At 44.7% G+C, this 18,158-nt stretch carries 15 protein-coding genes; 5 read left to right on the top strand and 10 right to left on the bottom strand.

What is annotated here, in order from left to right; all coding sequences use genetic code 11:
* Position 1: 1 nt before the first annotated feature.
* The 4 genes from ptsN (at position 2) to mgtE (ending at position 3,297) form a co-directional block, all read left to right on the top strand.
* Positions 2–460, top strand: a complete 459-nt coding sequence (gene ptsN, locus QSH61_RS01730) for a PTS IIA-like nitrogen regulatory protein PtsN (protein ID WP_010605936.1) — start codon at positions 2–4, stop codon at positions 458–460.
* On the top strand, positions 453–1,319 hold the full coding sequence (rapZ, locus tag QSH61_RS01725) for an RNase adapter RapZ (protein WP_010605937.1): 867 nt from the start codon (positions 453–455) through the stop codon (positions 1,317–1,319). The genes ptsN and rapZ overlap by 8 nt, the downstream gene beginning before the upstream one ends.
* On the top strand, positions 1,320–1,589 hold the full coding sequence (locus QSH61_RS01720) for an HPr family phosphocarrier protein (protein WP_206473428.1): 270 nt from the start codon (positions 1,320–1,322) through the stop codon (positions 1,587–1,589).
* Between the two features lie 349 nt (positions 1,590–1,938).
* A complete protein-coding gene (gene mgtE / locus QSH61_RS01715; RefSeq protein WP_206473426.1) occupies positions 1,939–3,297 on the top strand; it encodes a magnesium transporter in 1,359 nt (452 codons plus the stop codon).
* A 67-nt stretch (positions 3,298–3,364) separates the two neighbouring features.
* Here the strand turns inward: mgtE and pmbA are convergent, their stop codons facing one another.
* A complete protein-coding gene (gene pmbA, locus QSH61_RS01710) occupies positions 3,365–4,714 on the bottom strand; it encodes a metalloprotease PmbA (protein ID WP_010605939.1) in 1,350 nt (449 codons plus the stop codon).
* Positions 4,715–4,850: 136 nt separating this feature from the next.
* Between pmbA and yjgA the strand changes: the two genes are divergently transcribed.
* Positions 4,851–5,369, top strand: coding sequence for a ribosome biogenesis factor YjgA (yjgA, locus tag QSH61_RS01705; protein WP_174170499.1), 519 nt, complete (start codon positions 4,851–4,853; stop codon positions 5,367–5,369).
* A gap of 92 nt (positions 5,370–5,461) precedes the next feature.
* On the opposite strand, the gene tldD is transcribed toward yjgA, so the two are convergent.
* From tldD to QSH61_RS01660, 9 genes are all read right to left on the bottom strand, one after another.
* On the bottom strand, positions 5,462–6,901 hold the full coding sequence (tldD, locus tag QSH61_RS01700; protein ID WP_174170500.1) for a metalloprotease TldD: 1,440 nt from the start codon (positions 6,899–6,901) through the stop codon (positions 5,462–5,464).
* Positions 6,898–7,713 (bottom strand): carbon-nitrogen hydrolase family protein, encoded by an 816-nt coding sequence (locus tag QSH61_RS01695; RefSeq protein WP_206473424.1) that lies wholly within the window; start codon positions 7,711–7,713, stop codon positions 6,898–6,900. The genes tldD and QSH61_RS01695 overlap by 4 nt, the downstream gene beginning before the upstream one ends.
* Positions 7,706–11,635 (bottom strand): YhdP family protein, encoded by a 3,930-nt coding sequence (locus QSH61_RS01690; RefSeq protein ID WP_206473423.1) that lies wholly within the window; start codon positions 11,633–11,635, stop codon positions 7,706–7,708. The genes QSH61_RS01695 and QSH61_RS01690 overlap by 8 nt, the downstream gene beginning before the upstream one ends.
* A gap of 13 nt (positions 11,636–11,648) precedes the next feature.
* Positions 11,649–13,121 carry a ribonuclease G gene (gene rng, locus QSH61_RS01685; RefSeq protein ID WP_010376650.1) on the bottom strand — a complete coding sequence of 491 codons (1,473 nt, stop codon included), beginning with the start codon at positions 13,119–13,121 and terminating at the stop codon, positions 11,649–11,651.
* A gap of 3 nt (positions 13,122–13,124) precedes the next feature.
* Positions 13,125–13,691 (bottom strand): Maf family protein, encoded by a 567-nt coding sequence (locus QSH61_RS01680; protein WP_039492943.1) that lies wholly within the window; start codon positions 13,689–13,691, stop codon positions 13,125–13,127.
* Entirely contained in the window at positions 13,691–14,170 is a 480-nt protein-coding gene (gene mreD, locus QSH61_RS01675) for a rod shape-determining protein MreD (protein ID WP_010376646.1), read from the bottom strand. Before mreD ends, QSH61_RS01680 begins: the two co-directional genes overlap by 1 nt.
* Positions 14,163–15,005: a rod shape-determining protein MreC gene (gene mreC / locus QSH61_RS01670; RefSeq protein ID WP_174170504.1), complete on the bottom strand. Its 843-nt coding sequence runs from the start codon at positions 15,003–15,005 to the stop codon at positions 14,163–14,165. The genes mreD and mreC overlap by 8 nt, the downstream gene beginning before the upstream one ends.
* Positions 15,005–16,048 carry a rod shape-determining protein gene (locus tag QSH61_RS01665; protein ID WP_010376642.1) on the bottom strand — a complete coding sequence of 348 codons (1,044 nt, stop codon included), beginning with the start codon at positions 16,046–16,048 and terminating at the stop codon, positions 15,005–15,007. Before QSH61_RS01665 ends, mreC begins: the two co-directional genes overlap by 1 nt.
* Positions 16,049–16,115: 67 nt before the next feature.
* Positions 16,116–18,128 (bottom strand): SUMF1/EgtB/PvdO family nonheme iron enzyme, encoded by a 2,013-nt coding sequence (locus QSH61_RS01660; RefSeq protein ID WP_010605945.1) that lies wholly within the window; start codon positions 18,126–18,128, stop codon positions 16,116–16,118.
* Between the last annotated feature and the right edge of the window lie 30 nt (positions 18,129–18,158).

Here is an 18,158-nt window from a genome sequence, read left to right as displayed (position 1 = left end):
GATGAAATTAAGTGAATTAGTGAACAAGGACTGCAGTAAAGCTGCGGTCCTTTTTAATAGCAAAAAACGTATTTTAGAATACATCAGCGAACTGGCTCATAGCCAAATTCCAAATACCAGTCAGCATGCTATCTTGGACGCCTTAATGGCGCGAGAGAAATTAGGCAGCACAGGGATCGGTAAAGGCATTGCCATTCCCCATGGTCGACTTGAAGGTTTGGATAAAATCCTTGCAATGGTGCTTGTCAGCGAGCAAGGGATCCAGTTTGAAGCCATAGATAAGCAGCCTGTCGATATTTTTGTCGCGTTCATCGTACCTGAAGGTGATAATCAACAACACCTGAAGACCTTAGCGGCGATTGCTGATACACTCAAAGACAAGTCTTTTTGCAAAATGCTTAGGCAAGCAAAAAGTGATGATGAGTTATATGCAGTGATCCAAGGTGAACTTGATGAGTGATGAAGAAAAAGGACTCGAGCTTATCATTATCAGTGGCCGCTCAGGCTCTGGTAAATCTGTAGCGCTTCGAGTATTGGAAGACTTAGGCTACTATTGTGTGGATAACATTCCAGTCAATTTGCTGCCGTCTTTAGTCCGCAGTGTTTCGGACAATTATAATAAAATTGCAGTCAGTATTGATGTTAGAAACTTACCTAAAGAACAGGACGAGTTTAATGACATTCTTGAATACTTACCAGGCTTTGCCAAACCTACCCTGTTTTATTTAGACAGTGACGATCAAACCCTGATAAAGCGCTTCTCAGAAACACGACGTTTGCACCCTCTTTCACTGCATAATCTTCCATTAGATGTTGCGATAAAGAAAGAACGGGAATTGTTAGACGTGCTGATCACTCGCGCCGATTTTCTCATTGATACTACAGGCCTGAGCGTTCATCAACTTGCAGAAGATATCCGCGAAAAAATCTTAGGTAAAAAAGACAAACAACTCATTATTACCTTTGAATCTTTCGGCTTTAAACACGGCATCCCAAAACAAGCGGATTACGTTTTTGATGCGCGCTTTTTACCCAACCCACATTGGGAGCCTGAGCTTAAGCCGCTAACTGGCTTAGATCAGCCAGTTAAAGACTATTTGTCGAGTCACAGCATCGTGCAAAAGTTTACTTGGCAGATCCAAACCTTCGTACAAACTTGGTTACCACACTTAGAGCGTAACAATCGCAGTTATCTAACGATCGCAATAGGATGTACAGGTGGGCAACATCGCTCGGTATACTTAGCGCAAACCATTGGTGAACGTTTTGCTAAAACCCATCCCAACGTCAAAATTCGTCACCGAGAGCAAGAGGGTTAAATGTTAGAAGATACGTTTTTAATCCAAAACAAACTCGGCCTGCACGCTCGAGCAGCGACGGTTCTTGCGCAATTAGCAACCCAATTTGATGCCGACGTGACCTTATATCAAGGAGACAAAAGTGCTGCTGCTGACAGCGTACTAGCGCTGTTGTTACTTGAAAGCAGCCAAGGGAAAGAAGTCCGAGTGGTTTGTGAAGGTCCTGATGCTCAGTATGCACTAGACGCCATTGGCGGACTGATAGAAAATAAGTTTAATGAATCCGAGTAATCGTCAGTAAAACAATAAGGCCTGATTCATTTACTCCCTGCTAATCTCCCCCTCCTCCGTAACCAAAGTGGTCTAATAAGTCTCTCATAATTAAGCGTAAACCTTGGTAGTTCCTAATAAACTGAGTTACACTGTAATACCAATTTAGGTTTCTTTCGTGCAATAAAGCTAGTTGCCGGAAAATCCTACTTTATCGTTGCGTACACCTTTAACGTGTATTAACGATAGCAACCCACCAGCAGAAACAACACGAATAAAATTCAAATTAAGAAATTGATTTCTGCGATAAAATAAATGAATAGGGTTAACTTAGTCACGTTAGCCACCATTAATATCAAAAAGGATGCCTATGCCTGAAGTATTTGAACAAGACTACACACTGGAACAACTCCAAAAGGTAACTAACGCCTTAAACAGTGGTCAGTTTGTTCAAGTTAGGCGTATGCTCGCAGAAACAGCACCTTGTGACACTGCACTGCTTTTAGAATCATCCCCTCATAAAGTTCGCTCTATGCTGTGGCAGCTTGTTGACCCAGATATCCAAGGGGATGTCTTAGAGGAACTGTCAGAGGACGTAAGACTTGGGATCATCGCCCAGATGGAGCCGGAGCTAATTGCCGCCGCTACAGAAGACATGGACGACGATGACCTTGGTGATGTCCTAAGAAGCCTGCCTGATACCGTCTACCAAGACGTTATCGGTGCGATGGATAGCCAAGATAGAGAACGTGCGACACAAGCTTTGTCCTACAAGGAACACTCTGCCGGTGCGCTAATGAGCACCGACACGGTCACTATTCGACCCGATGTTACCTTAGAAGTTGTATTTAGATATCTACGCCTTAAAGGCGAATTGCCAGACGGCACAGATGAGCTATATGTTGTCGATAAAGACAACTGTTTCTTGGGTGCCTTACCAGTCAATACCTTATTAACTAAGTCTCCTGACAGTATGGTTCGAGATTTGATGGATGAAGATAAGGAAACGATCCCTATCTCCATGGATGAGTCTGAAGTGGCGCAGCTTTTTGAGCGTCATAACTGGATCTCAGCTCCCGTCGTTGACGATAACGCCCATTTACTTGGTCGTGTCACCATTGATGACGTTGTTGACGTCATCCGTGAAGATGCCGAGCACAGTTTGTTAAGTATGGCAGGTCTTGAAGATGAAGAAGACACCTTTGCGCCAGTTCTAAAAAGTAGCCAGCGCCGCTCTATTTGGCTTGGGATTAACCTTTTAACCGCCTTGATGGCAGCGTTTGTCGCAAGCTTCTTCGAAGGTACCCTGGATATTTTACCTATTCTCGCGGTGTTAAATGGCATAGTACCAAGTATGGGTGGCGTTGCCGGTAGCCAAACGCTAACCCTAGTTATACGTGGTATTGCCCTTGGTCATATTAACCAAACTAACCAAAAGTTTTTAATGGGTAAAGAGCTGGCGATCGGCGCCTTAAACGGCGTGCTGTGGTCTGTCTTGATCGCTGGAGTTATTGCTATATGGCAGTGGGATTTTACACTCGGTGCTGTAATTGCCTTCGCAATGTTTATGAACTTAGTCGCAGCGGGTATCGCGGGTGCCAGTATTCCAATTATGTTAAAGAAAATGAATATCGATCCAGCGCTAGCTGGTAGTGTGGTACTAACAACCGTTACTGATATCGTAGGGATCTTTGCATTCCTTGGCACCGCAACTTGGTTATTAGTGTAGCAGTAACAGTGTCGAAACGGCGGGAAATGCTGGTTAAAACCAGCATTTCTTGAGCTGAGAGAGGGAGTTATTCGCCCGCTATTTGCATATTATTGAGTAGTATAGAGCCGGTTTGTACTGCGCCTCGGCATTCAATATCAGCGCCAACGCCTTCAATCCCCATAAACATATCTTTTAAATTACCAGCGATAGTAATTTCACTTACAGGATATTGAAGTTCTCCATTTTCGACCCAAAAACCAGCAGCTCCCCTAGAGTAATCACCAGTTACCGTATTAACACCTTGCCCCATAAGTTCAGTGACTAACAAACCAGTGCCCATCGACGCAAGTAGGCTGGTTAAATCGTCGTGTGTTGGTTTTACTAACCAGTTATGGATCCCACCTGCGTGACCTGTCGCTTGCATATTCATTCTACGTGCAGCATAGCTTGCCAATAAGTAAGTATTGAGCACGCCATCTGTGATAATTTCACGGTCGATGGTTTTTACACCTTCGCTATCGAAAGGACTCGAAGCAAGCCCTCTTAATAAATGTGGCTTCTCTTCAATGTTAACGCAGCGATTAAAAATTTGTGTGTCTAAAGAATCCAACAAGAAGCTAGACTTACGATATAGCGCGCCGCCACCAATACCTGACACTAAGTGCCCAAATAAGCTGTTAGCAATATCCGCTCGAAAAATAACAGGCACTTTGCGCGTTGACACCTTACGACTGCCTAATTTTGCAAGCGTTGATTGTGCCGCCTCTAAACCGACTTCTTCAGGGGATTTTAGCTCCGTGTGCACGCGAGATAACGCATATGCAGAGTCCCGTTGCATTTGCTCACCCTCTTTACCAATCACCATGGTGCTCAGGCTGTGTCTGGTACGTGGGAACCCTGCAATTAAGCCATGACTATTGCCATATACACGGATCCCTTGGTGGCTCGATAAGCTCGCGCCATCAGAATTCACGATTCGAGGATCGAATGCTAACGCAGCTTTTTCAGCAGTAATACATTGCTCAATGGCTTCATCGGGAGAAACTTGCCAAGGATGGAAAAGATCTAAATCTGCTGGTGACATCTCTAGCAAGGCTTTATCCGCCACACCATTACAGGGGTCATCCGAGGTAAATCGAGCAATATCTACGGCTTTTTCAACCACTGAGCGCAGGGCTTCAGGACTCAGATCCGCGGTTGATGCTGAGCCTTTATGATTACCCACATAAACGCTGATACCAAGACCACCATCTTGATTAAACTCAATGGTTTCAACCTCTCCCATTCGTGTACTTACAGACAGACCTGAGGTGCTAGACATCGCCGCTTCTGCCGAGGTTGCACCTAGTTTTTTAGCATGCGCTAACACATCGGCAACTGCATTTTTCACATCATCAATTTGATTATATATAGGGTGTTGTTGAGGTTGAGTCATAGATACCTTATCCACTCGCTCGTCTAACTAAAACATATTAGTTAATATGCTATCACAGCTACTAACTATTGTAGTGATCAATTGTGGTATACTCTAATGTTAGAGACCTTAATATTTACTAGTATAGACAAGACCGATGGCTAAACACGAGCAAACGACCGAAGAAGAGATTATTTACGTTTCAAAAAGCGAGCTTAAGCGCGAAGCGCTTGAGTTGCATGAACTAGGCTGCGAAATTGCAGGGCTTGGCAAGAAGCAGCGTGAGAAGTTACCTCTAACGGACGAGCTTAAAGAGGCCATGACTGTTGCGGATAGGATCCGTGCTAAAACAGATGCTTACCGTCGTCATATGAACTACATTGCCAAGACATTGCGTAGTACTCCAAATGTCGAAGAGATTCAGGCTGCGATGGATTTGATGCTAAATAAGAACAATAAAGCAGACGTATTGCTGAACAAGATTGAGCTTATTCGCGATGAAGTGATTGCCAAAGGAGATAGCAAGATTAATGAGCTATTGGATAAGTATCCTGAACTTGAGCGTCAAAAAATGCGCCAGATGGCGCGCCAAGCAAGTAAAGAAGTAAAAGCTGAGAAGCCAGGCAAAGCCTACAAAGAGCTGTTCCAGTATTTAAAAGAAGCAATTATGCCGTAACGCAGTGTTCTGGTTCTGATACAACATAAAAAGGCGCTGATGCGCCTTTTTGCTTATTACTTTTTGCTTATGAATAGTTATCGCAGGTAGTATTACGCTGTACCACCGACAGTAATTTCGTCAATCTTCAAACTCGGTTGACCGACTCCCACAGGGACGCTTTGACCATCTTTACCACATACCCCAACGCCTCTATCAAGCGCAAGGTCATTGCCTACCATAGAGACCTTTTTCATCACCTCTGGGCCATTGCCTATAAGCGTTGCACCTTTAATTGGTTGGGTTATCTTACCATTCTCAATTAAGTAGGCTTCAGACGCTGAGAATACAAATTTACCGGAGGTAATATCCACTTGACCACCGCCAAAGTTACTAGCAAAAATACCTTTATCTACGCTACGAATGATCTCTTCTTGACTGTGCTCACCCGCAAGCATGTAGGTATTTGTCATTCTCGGCATCGGTAAATGGGCATAAGACTCACGACGCGCATTACCTGTAGGCGCCACACCCATTAAGCTTGCGTTTTGCTTGTCTTGCATATAGCCTTTCAAAATACCGTTTTCAATCAGTACGTTGTATGCCGCTGGCGTACCTTCATCGTCCACATTCAAAGAGCCGCGACGGTCGGCTATTGTGCCATCATCCACCACAGTACAAAGACTCGAAGCGACTTGTTCACCTATTTTGCCACTGAATGCAGAGGCACCTTTACGGTTAAAATCACCTTCTAGGCCATGTCCAACAGCTTCGTGTAACAAAACGCCCGGCCAACCAGAACCGAGCACCACAGGCATCGCACCTGCTGGTGCATCAATGGCTTCAAGATTCACGCGTGCTTGGCGCACAGCTTCTTTGGCAAACTGCATCCATCTCGGTGCACCGTCTACTAACTCTTTAAAGTAACCATAATCTAAACGCGCACCACCACCGGCACTACCACGCTCTCTGCGACCATTTTTCTCAAGGAGTACCGAACAATTTAAACGTATTAACGGGCGAATGTCGGTTGCAAATGTACCGTCGCTTGCGGCAATTAACACTTCTTCATATACCGCAGACAGCGAACTGACCACTTGCTGCGCCTCAGGCGCTAAATCGCGAATGCACTGTTCAAGCTCTCTAAGTAAAGCCACTTTATCCGCATCACTCATGCTGGTAATTGGCTGTGCTGGTTGAAATTGAATGGGTACTTTTACATCGCTAAATACTTGAACTTTACTGCTTTCGCCAGCTTGCGCAATGCTACGCGCAGCTTCTGCTGCTTTGGTTAACGCTTCAATATTGATGGCATCAGAATAACTAAAGCCAGTCTTCTCACCACTCACTGCACGCACACCAACACCACGTTCGATGTTGTAGCTGCCGTCTTTGACTATGCCGTCTTCCAGCACCCAAGTTTCGTGGTAGCTTGATTGAAAATACAGATCGGCATAATTTACTTTGTGCTGATGAATATACTCGAGAGTCTGTGATAATTGCTCACGTGTCAGCTGGCTATTGGTCAGTAAATTCTGCTCTACATTACTCATAAAAACTCACTTTTAAATCGGTTATGATCCGCAACCGGCATTTTTTGCCGGATCGAATCAAGAAACGCACTATCTAGCTGCTGTGAAATAGGTTCTAAATTCGCACCAGAGTCAATTAAGACTTCACCCCAAGGCGATACAATTAAACTGTGACCATAGGTTTCTCGGCCATTTTCATGACAACCAACTTGCGCGGCTGCAACTACATAGCATTGGTTTTCTATCGCCCTCGCCTGTAATAATGGCTGCCAGTGTGCCTTACCCGTTGCACAGGTAAAAGCACTCGGGACTAAAAATAGCTCAGCTCCCTTCGCTCTCATCATTTGGAACAAACCTGGAAAGCGCAGATCATAACACACGCTTAATCCAATTCTGCCAAATGGACTATCCACTACCACGACATCCTGTCCACGCTCTGTTCGCTCAGACTCTCGGTATTGTTTAGTTTTGTCACTCACATCGGCGTCAAACAGATGGATCTTATTATAGCGTGCTACGATTTCGCCACTCGAATCAAATAAGTAACTCGCAGCCAGATATTTATCGCTCTGGCTTGGTATCGCGATGGTACCTGCCGCCAACCAAATGCTATATTGTTGACAAAGCGCTGAAAGCTCTCCAAGCAGTGCTTCATTATGCTGCGCGTATTCCCAAGTCTGTTGCGCATTGTCGCAAAACGCCAGCCAAGTTTCAGGTAAACAAACTAAGGTTGGCTCTTCCACCACTAACTTAACCAGCTGACTTTTAAGGTAATCTATATTTGTTTGGGGTGCTTTAGCCGAGCACATTGGCAATGCAATCACCTTAGCCATTACCACTTTCCTTATTTTGCGACACAAGAGGTTGCTCACTATGCTTAAGTGTAGCACTTGGATGTGATTCTGAGCTCAATGCTGGTGCTTCTTTATTGGTATTCTCATCAACTCCATCTGGCATAGCCTCTTCACTAGGAGGCACAACCGGTTTGGGTAACTCAATTTCTTTACTCTTACGATCAACCTCGGTAACCACTGGCTCTTGCATCGTTCCGGTGATTTTAAAATTAATCTCAGAGATCACTCGCGCCGAGTGGATAACCTTATCTAATGCCAGTGCAGCTAACCCCGTCACAGGGTTCACCGCCCATGCCATAATCACAGGTAAGCTCGACGTGACTTGAGGTGCGACGGCTAAATCATAATTAATTTCGTGAGTATTGAGATCCGCATAGCCACGTATCGTTAGATCCGCAGGCACGCCATCGAGCTTCGCATCTTCAGTGATCGCAATACCATTCGTTAGTTGTACCGAACCACTCATACTGTTATAGAAAAAGCCTTTAGAAAACACATCTCTAAAGTCCAAGCGTAACTTTCTGATCAAAGAGTCCAAACTCAGCAATGAAAAGACACGTGCTCCTTTGTCGCTTATTTCTGCCAAGTGGCCCTCTCCTAAGCGCCAAGTCAACTCGCCACCTAGGCTAGGTAAATCCATTTCGTATGGCGCGCCTTGCCAATTGAGGACAAAATCTATGTTGGCGCGGGAGTCTTTAATTGTCGAAGTAATATCAAACTCATCCGTTAGTTCACCAAAGTCATTGCTATTTAACGCGCCGCTTAGCGTCGTTTTACCTTGCTCAAACCGGCCACTGGCATTGAGTTTATGATCTTTTTTGTCAATCACTAACTCTGAAATATTGAGTCTATTACCATCCCCAAACAACGACATATTGACCTGATCTAACTGATATTCATCAACTTTACAGTCACCGCACACAAATTCGGTTGCAGGTAAGCTCAACAACCAATCTAATGAGTGAACGTCTTTTTCCACTGTCTCTTGCGCTTGCGGCTCCGACTTAGGTAAATTCAGACGTAAATAATCACTATTAATGTGAATAGGCCGGCTTGAGTTTGACGCTGGAATAGCCACTTGTGAGCGCATTTCTTTACTATTGATTTTAAGCTGCATCGCGCCGTCAATCGCGGCCATAGTAAAGTCAACATCATGGAAAGGGATCTCAGAGAATGTTACTTTTGAGAAAGAACCATTTACCTGATTCAGTGCTGGTAGAAATGCAGGGTCGGAACCTGAACTTGGCGCTTTGATAATGCGGTTGATCAGTGGTAACCAAGGCAACAGCTCGACTTCTTGTTGTTTGATTGTGATATCAAAACCGGATGCATTTAAGCCTTCATCTTTACTGCCAATTATCAGGTGTGCATTACGCATCGCACCGGATCCATTTTCAACGATGCCATTAAAATACAATTGATTATCTAGGCTTGCCGTAACAAGATTCGAAATATCATCCCCTAATACTGTGCCGCTTAGCAGTTTAGCTTGATCAGCAGGTTTGCCGAATTGATCGGGTAAGTGACTCGCGATCCCCCGTAAATCACTAGCAAATTTGGCTTTATAGTTAAACCCAGCTTCGGCAAAATTAAGGATAAGCTCAGTGCTCAGCACGCTATTGCCTTCAAAGTAGCCGTCAATAATTCCATTTGCGTGCGGTTGCAGTTGCTCAACCCCAGCTTCAAGACTGACCTTGGTCGTGACTTGATAATTTTGCTTATCTCCGCTCCCTGATAAGTCCAACGACAGGGGCATGTCCAGCCACTTAGCGGTCAAATTATTCACTTTGATAGTGTCATCATCGAAGCTAACCACACCTTTCACTTGCTGTAATTGCATGCCAGGCTTTGCCAAAAAAACAGGATTGTTGTCTAGGTAGATGTCACCTTTAGCATGTACGGCACCTGATTTCAGGTCGACGACCAATTGCACATCCCCTTTTGCATCATCTTTACCTTGAACAATATCTAATATATTCGCGAGTGGATCTGCGAGCGGCGTTGCCGCAAAGAAAGGCTGTAGCGTGCTCGCTTCTGTGGAGTGACTAATATCAACAGTCAGCACATCAGCGTGATTTAGATCCGCAATACTCACAATGACACCCTCATCAATACTTTGATTAACAAGTTCTCCACGGTGTGCGTAGATATCCATTCTTTCGTTTTCGAAGTGTAGTGTGACATCCCCTGAAGTAACGCTAGGCCAATCCGGTGCAAAACCAAAAGTAATATCATTCAAACGTGATTTAACTTCAAACTGACCTTGCTTATCAGCGAATGGAAATTGTGAAAGCGCCCCACTCAGTAAGACTTGAGTCTGCAAGTGCTGACCACCTTGGATCCCTGCTTCTAAATAGTCAACTAAGCTTTTACGCATAATACTGACAGGAAAGTACTGTGAAGCGATTTCACCACGCCCACCGAGTAGCTCCGCATATAAATCAAGCCGAGGGTCATCTGATAACTGCAAGGAAAATTCTGTAGCTAACGCTACGTCTTGATTACTAAGCCAAAAGTTGGGACTGGAAACTTGCCAGCCTTGTGCTTGTTGATTGCGAATATAGACATCACCACTGAGCTGCTGGAGCTTAATATTATCTTTGAAGGTCTCTTTGGATAGTAATTCAGTTTGTTCAGCACTTAAATTGAGCCTAACTTGCTCATCAGTCGCACTCACCTCTAATCTGGTACCATAAATTCCCGGGATCCCATGAAATGGCTCAAAAGCTATCTCTTCAATAACTCCCCATGCCGCAAAAGCGTTATTAGTACCAAGACTGAATTTCGCTGCGCTCAGTTGACCATTGGGATTCATGCCATACAGCAAATCTCGTCCAGGGAATTTAGCAAGTTGTGCTAACTCAGCTAAAAAGTTGGCGTTAATATCCTTTAACCAAAAGGTCTTGTTATCTTTATGCCATTTCGCTTCAAATAAAATAGGAGCAAGCGCTTCTAGATTGCGACTAAACTGGATACCACTACTTTGCACCCACCAACCTTGCTGATCTGGCTTTAACAGAAATTGCGCATCGTCTAATACCAATGAGCGCTGATTTTCGTCTTCTTGCCAAGTCAACGTACTGGGTTTGATATCCACTGTAATATCTTGCAACGTACCTTGCTCAAAGCCTAGCCATAGCTGAGCATTGATGTCTGCTTTAAGATCAGGATGTGCTAAGGTGATAAGCTCTTCTAACCAATCGACCGGATTAACCTTATCCGCGGATACATAGATATTCCCCGCCAATTCACGTAGCTTTCGCCCCGACAAAGAAAGACGAGCGTTAAACTGGCCTTGAGAAAACCCAGGTAATGCGATTTCTCCTGCCCCCTCATGTAATGCACTAGAGTTTTGCCACACCAAATCTTTCAATAATAAACTGTGGGTCTTACCACTAGAAAAGGTGATATTAAGACGACTGTTTTGCACCGCAAAATGCCCAACATCACCTAAGAAAAGGCTTTCAATTAATGCTTGCTGCTCAAAAGCACCTTGATCTTGAGCCGCGCTTAATTTGCTCAGATCTATATCGGCCTCAAACCCTTCCAGTACAAAATAGTTAGATGCGATCTGCATTTGTCGTACAGACTCAAATACATTGAGCTGCAAAGAGGTTTTGGCAATATTAATGGAGATTGGCGAGTCTTTATTGTCTTTAAAAGAGAGCGATTCCAACACCAGAGCAGGCCCATTGCCTTCCCAACTCGCACTGATCTGGCCAATACTAATATCAACATTCAGTTGCTTTTGGATCAGCGCTTCGATGTTACTTCTATAATCATTAACATAGGGCAAGGCGTACTTCAGCGCAGACACCAGCACCGCGAGTGTCACTAAAGTGATCGCAAATATTTGCCACGCTTTACGCAGGCAGAAAAAACAGACGGCCTTAGCCTGCATGTACCGCTACCCTTTACATCATTACTACGTCAAACTGCTCTTGGCTATATAAGCTCTCAGTTTGAATGCTAACCTGCTTACCAATAAATAATTCAAGCTCAGCTAAATTATGATACTCATCGTTGATCAAGGCTTCGCTCACCGCTGGCGAGGCATAAACCATAAACTTGTCGGCATCATAAGCACGATTCACACGCACGATTTCCCGTAGGATCTCATAACAAACGGTTTCGACCGTTTTTAGTGAACCACGACCGGAGCAAGATGGACACACATCACAAAGAATATGCTCTAGACTTTCGCGCGTGCGCTTGCGGGTCATTTCTACAAGACCAAGTGCAGAGAGTCCATTGATATTGGCTTTCGCTCGGTCTTTAGACAACGCAGTTTCTAAAGAGTGCAATACTCGGCGTTTATGCTCGTCAGATACCATATCAATAAAGTCGATAATAATGATACCACCAAGGTTTCGTAACCTTAGTTGCCGCGCAATTGCTGACGTTGCTTCAACATTGGTATTAAAAATCGTCTCTTCGAGGTTACGATGGCCAACGAACGCGCCAGTATTGACATCAACCGTTGTCATTGCTTCTGTTTGGTCAATGATAAGGTAGCCACCAGACTTTAACTCAACCTTTCGATGTAGTGCCTTTTGGATCTCAGTTTCAACATCAAACAAGTCAAAAATGGGACGCTCACCTGGGTAATACTCAAGTGCACTTGCGAGCTGGGGAACAAACTCTTCAGTGAAAAGTTTTAGCTCTTGGTAAGTTAACTTTGAGTCAACACGGATACGCTCCATGTCCTCACCAACATAATCACGCAAGGTGCGAAATGCTAAGGTAAGATCCTCATGCAAAATTTTTGCTTTGCTCGTTTTGCGGCGGCGCGTTACAATTTTCTGCCAAAGCTTTTTCAAAAACTCCGCATCATGCTGTAACTCTGCTTCCGAAGCGCCTTCAGCAGCGGTACGAACGATAAAACCACCGTTTTCGTCATTATATTGTGCAACGATCTCTTTTAACCGGTCACGCTCTTGTTCGGTTTCAATACGTTGACTCACTCCCACATGCGTCGCATCAGGCATAAACACCAAATAACGTGAGGGAATAGTGATATCCGTTGTCAATCTAGCGCCTTTTGTGCCAAGCGGATCTTTGACTACTTGTACCATAATGAACTGGCCTTGTTTCACCAGCTCACGAATGTCCTGCACTTTCTTAACTGGGGACTCGGCCACCCCCTCTTCGATAGAAGCGCTGTTCACGATATCTGACGCATGTAGAAATGCCGCTTTTTCCAAGCCGATGTCCACAAAAGCAGCCTGCATACCAGGAAGAACTCGGCTTACTTTGCCAAGATAAATATTACCGACGATGCCTAGGTTACCGATCCGTTCAACTTGAACTTCTTGCAGCACCCCATTTTCGATTAAGGCTACGCGACTTTCACTTGGGGTGACGTTGATTAGTAGTTCGCTACTCATATTTTATTTTAAAAACCGTTGAATTAATTCGTCTGTCTCATATAAAGGTAAGCCGACAACTGCAAAATAGCTACCTTGGATCTCAGTTACAAAGCGTCCACCTACCCCTTGGATCCCGTAACCACCCGCTTTATCTTGCGGCTCGTTGGTGTCCCAGTAGGCATCAATTTCAGTTTCGCTCAGCGTTTTAAAAGTCACATTGGTCACAATCACATCGCTCAGTACTTTGCTTGTATCTGCAAGTGCAATCGCCGTCATCACCTGATGCGTATGACCAGAAAGACGCTGCATCATCGCTTTGAAATCCGCTTTATCACGAGGCTTACCAAGCGCTTCTCCGTCAATGACAACCACTGTGTCACTGCCAAGAACCGGCTTGTCGGTATACCCTAGCGCCACACCTGATTGCGCTTTTAAACACGCTAAACGCTCTACAAGCTGTAATGCGCTTTCATCGTCTAGCGGACTTTCGTCAGCATCAACACTAAATTGCTCGAACGAATAGCCCAGCTGAGAAAGTAGCGCTTTGCGACGCGGAGAAGCCGAAGCTAAATATAAAGAGATAGACATTATCTGATCCTAAACTGTCTACGATATTTTCTCAGCAGTGGGAATATCCACAGCCAGCACACCATGCCCGTAACCGCAGGCCACAGATAATGCGGGTTAAAGTAGATATCAAGCAAGAAATGATTAAGCCAAAATTGTAACAAATGATAGAGCGCGAGAAATAGCCCGATCAGCACTGCTTGCTGCCAGATGGAGAAATTACGAATTTTCTGAAAGTTGCTGGCGGTAATATAAATACAAATGGAATAGGTCAACGAGTTCACCCCGAGTGGCGCGCCCATCGCTAAATCTATTATCAGGCCAGTCATCCAAGCCCAACCAATATTCACACGGTGAGGGACGGCCAAAGACCAGTACATCAACACCAATAATACCCAGTCAGGACGAAATGGTTCAAGTGAAAAAGGCAACGGCATAAGTGCCATGATTAACGCAACAAAGACACTCAATGCAATCAATAAGTTGCTATGTTTACTCATGATTTATTGCCTCTTGGCTGCGTTTACCTAACACCACGAGTAAGCGAATGCGATCTAGTTGTGCAATCGGCTCTGCCTGTACTTGTGCAAATGGTAGGCCTTCGTCTCGGTCTATCTCAGTAACTACAGCCACCGGATAGCCTTCAGGGAAAGTACCACCAAGCCCGGAAGTGACCAACACATCGCCAATGCGAATATCCATGCTATGCGGTACATGAGCAAGGCGAACATTATTGATTTTACCCGTCCCCTCAACCACAGTGCGAACGTCATTACGCAATATTCTGACCGGTGTCGCATGGGTGGTATCTGTCATAAGCAGCACTCTTGAGGTCGTTGTACCGACTTGAGTTAGCTGCCCAACAATGCCCATTTCGTCAATAACAGCCTGCCCTTCGCTTATCCCATCAATAGTACCGCGATTAATCACCACCTGATGACTATAAGGGTTCGAATGAACAGACAACACTTGAGATATTAAACGTTGATTGGTTTCCCTAGCCGAAGCACCTAATAAGGCGCGCAATTCTTGATTTTCTTTTTGCAAAAACTGAAGTTGCTGTAATTGCTCACTCTGTATTAATTGTTTTTCTCTGAGTGCTTGGTTTTCTTGTTGCAGCTTTTCTCTGGTATTGAGACTTTTCAGGCCCAAGTTGAACGCTTCATAAGGAATGTTAGCAACGTACAGTAGCGGACTGACCAAAGTGTTTAAACTGGTTCGCACCATAGTCCCACCAACTGTGTAACGGTCACCAATGATCAGAATAATACTAAGCACAACTGCGACAGAAAGTCGCAGTTGTAAAGGAACGGTTCGGCCAAATAATAAATTCATCAGTCGTAACTAAATACGTCACCACCATGCATGTCTATCATCTCTAACGCTTTACCACCACCTCTTGCCACACAAGTTAATGGATCATCGGCAACCACCACTGGAATACCGGTTTCTTCCATCAACAAACGGTCTAAGTCTTTGAGTAATGCGCCACCACCTGTTAATACCATGCCGTGGGCAGAAATATCAGAGGCAAGCTCTGGTGGCGACTGCTCTAGCGCAACCATTACTGCACTTACAATCCCCATCAAAGGCTCTTGTAACGCTTCTAGGATTTCATGCGAATTGAGTGTGAAAGAGCGTGGTACCCCCTCAGCTAAGTTACGGCCGCGAACCTCAATCTCAATCGGTGTTTCACTCTTAAACGCTGAGCCTATTTCATGTTTGATATGCTCAGCCGTCGCTTCACCAATTAGACTTCCGAAGTTACGACGTACATAGTTAATAATCGCTTCATCAAACTTATCACCACCGATACGTACTGAAGACGAATAAACAACACCATTTAGTGAGATAATCGCCACTTCCGTCGTACCACCACCGATATCAACAACCATTGAACCCGTTGCTTCAGATACTGGTAAGCCAGCACCAATTGCAGCAGCCATTGGCTCTTCAATTAAGTACACTTCACGTGCACCAGCACCCATTGCGGATTCACGGATAGCACGCTTTTCAACTTGCGTTGCACCACAAGGTACGCAAATAAGTACACGAGGGCTTGGACGCATGAAGTTATTATTGTGCACCTGTTTGATAAAGTGCTGTAACATTTTTTCTGTTACATAGAAGTCTGCAATCACCCCGTCTTTCATCGGGCGAATAGCTTTGATGTTACCCGGCGTTCGACCTAGCATTTGCTTAGCCGCAGTACCCACTGATGCAACGCTTTTTGGGCCACCAGCTCGCTCCTGACGAATTGCCACCACCGATGGCTCATTCAGTACGATGCCTTCTTCTTTTACATAAATAAGTGTGTTTGCCGTCCCTAAATCGATAGAGAGATCGTTAGAAAATAATCCGCGTAATTTTTTAAACATGAGGCTGGGTGACCTTTCAGAATTCTGTCAAACAAAGCAGCATCACCTGCTGCTCTTAATTTACTACTTATCGCTCTCGAACAAGTCGAAAACCTATATAATTCGCTCTAAAATCTGGCGCTAACGCTAAGCGAGTTGACACTCGAGCCAAACTCGGCGCGAAGTTCCATGCACCGCCACGCACTGTAACATCGCTCTGAGAAGCACGCTTTTGCGTCCACTCCCAAACGTTTCCTACAGTATCATATAAGCCATAGCTATTCGGTGAAAATTGGGCAACTGGTGAAGGACTTTTATTAGACCACTCACTGCCACACCAACCACAATTAGCTAGGTTTCTTCCGATTTCATTACCCCATGGGTACTCAGATGCAGTGCCTGCACGCGCCGCATATTCCCATTCAACTTCATTGGGTAATCTAAATTGCTGCCCTTTTTCACCAGATAACCAGTTGGCATATGCTTTGGCATCGTCATAGGCAACACACACAACGGGAAAATTATCTGATTGCTCGTAACCTGGGTTTTCCCAATTATATTCAAGCTCCCAAACCGGTTCGCCATTTTTATAGTATGCGCAGCCTTTACCTTGTTCGGCTAAGGTTTTATATCCTGTGCTTTGCGCAAAACGGCGAAAAGCCGCCACTGTAACCTCAGTGCTCTGCATGGCATATGAATGGCTCAACACTTTTTCAACAACGGGACGCTCATTTGGTAAACCATTACCCGTCAGGTCGCCCATTTTAAAAGTGCCCGCAGGGATAATAGCGAGCTTATTTTCGGTGGTTGCTACGGCGACCACTTGTACTTGTTGCGCTTCAGGCTCAGGCTTTTTCGTTACAACAGACGTTACCGATTGGCGTTTCTTCACCAATTTCGCATTAATGGTTTGCGCAGCTCGTAGGTTAATGCGTGCTTTATAAGGTTCATAACCTAATTTCCGGATCTCAACATCATAAAATCCAGCAGGAATTGCTACTGTCGTTTTTGTCGCGCCGTAACTGACTCCATTAATAAATACTTCGTCGTCGTAAACATTTGATCTTAAAGTTAACTCGACTGTTTTATCAGCCGTTTGTGACTTTTTTACAAGAGGGGTCTCCACGACGGGCTGCTTTGTAATAGTCGCAACTTCAACCGGCTCACTTTGTTCGTCCGAAAAAGTCAGTTGGTTATCACTGTAGACTGTCGAGTAGTTCGACTGGTAATTTACGGCAAGCGGAGTGCCATACTCAGCACAATAACGATTGTCTAAGCTCAACAAGTTACATAAGCGGCTGCTATTTACATCACCACGCATCGTCACACTGAGGTTAACGTTGTAGTTGCCTTGTCCACTAAACCCACTATTTACAACATGGCTGCTAACCACTTGAACCTGCGCGCCAGCCATATTGCGTTTTGGCTCAACAACACGACTCTCGGTTAGGTTTGCAAAAATCTGGTCAATAAAGCGCTTGGTAGCTTTTTGAAGCCCCATTTGCTGACCACGCTGTTCACAAGCCGCCAAGGTCTCTGTGCGTTTACAGTTAATCGTGTGATCTACTTCTAGTGTACCTTCACGAGTAAACTCATTACGTAGTCGCTCTACTCGCGCTGTGCCAAGCTGATCTTTTAAGTTTTCAAGCGTATTTACTAAGGTGTGCTTAGTCACACGGACTTGCTCAATATCTTTACGTTGTGATGCGATCGCCGCAATTTGCATCGCAATGTCTTCTTTGTTCTGCTTGTGATCTGTCACAGCTTGTTGATACCGCGTTTGCGCAGAAGAAATATCAATGGAAGGATCATCAATTAGCCGACGATACAACTCATTCATTGCATCTAAGGCCTGATTTTTTTCTTTGTCTAACTCACCTGAACGTTTTCTCAATAACTCAAGTTGAGACTGCAGACGCGTTTCCTCTGCTAGGTGTTTTTCTAAAACAACCGAGTATCTGTCTAATTCGCTTTGCTTGTTAGACAATTCAGACTCGATGGCAGTGACCGTTGCAGTATCTTGCGCCATAGCGCTTTGAGCAACAGTACCCATGGCCAGGATCGAGGCCGAGACAATAAAAGTTAAAGGAGCAATTCGCATATGTTCCATTCCCAACAGCGGCAATTGTTT

Origin of the sequence: Pseudoalteromonas sp. JC3 (assembly GCF_030291895.1) — a bacterium.
Classification (GTDB): domain Bacteria; phylum Pseudomonadota; class Gammaproteobacteria; order Enterobacterales; family Alteromonadaceae; genus Pseudoalteromonas.
This window is presented reverse-complemented; position numbering and strand designations above follow the sequence as displayed.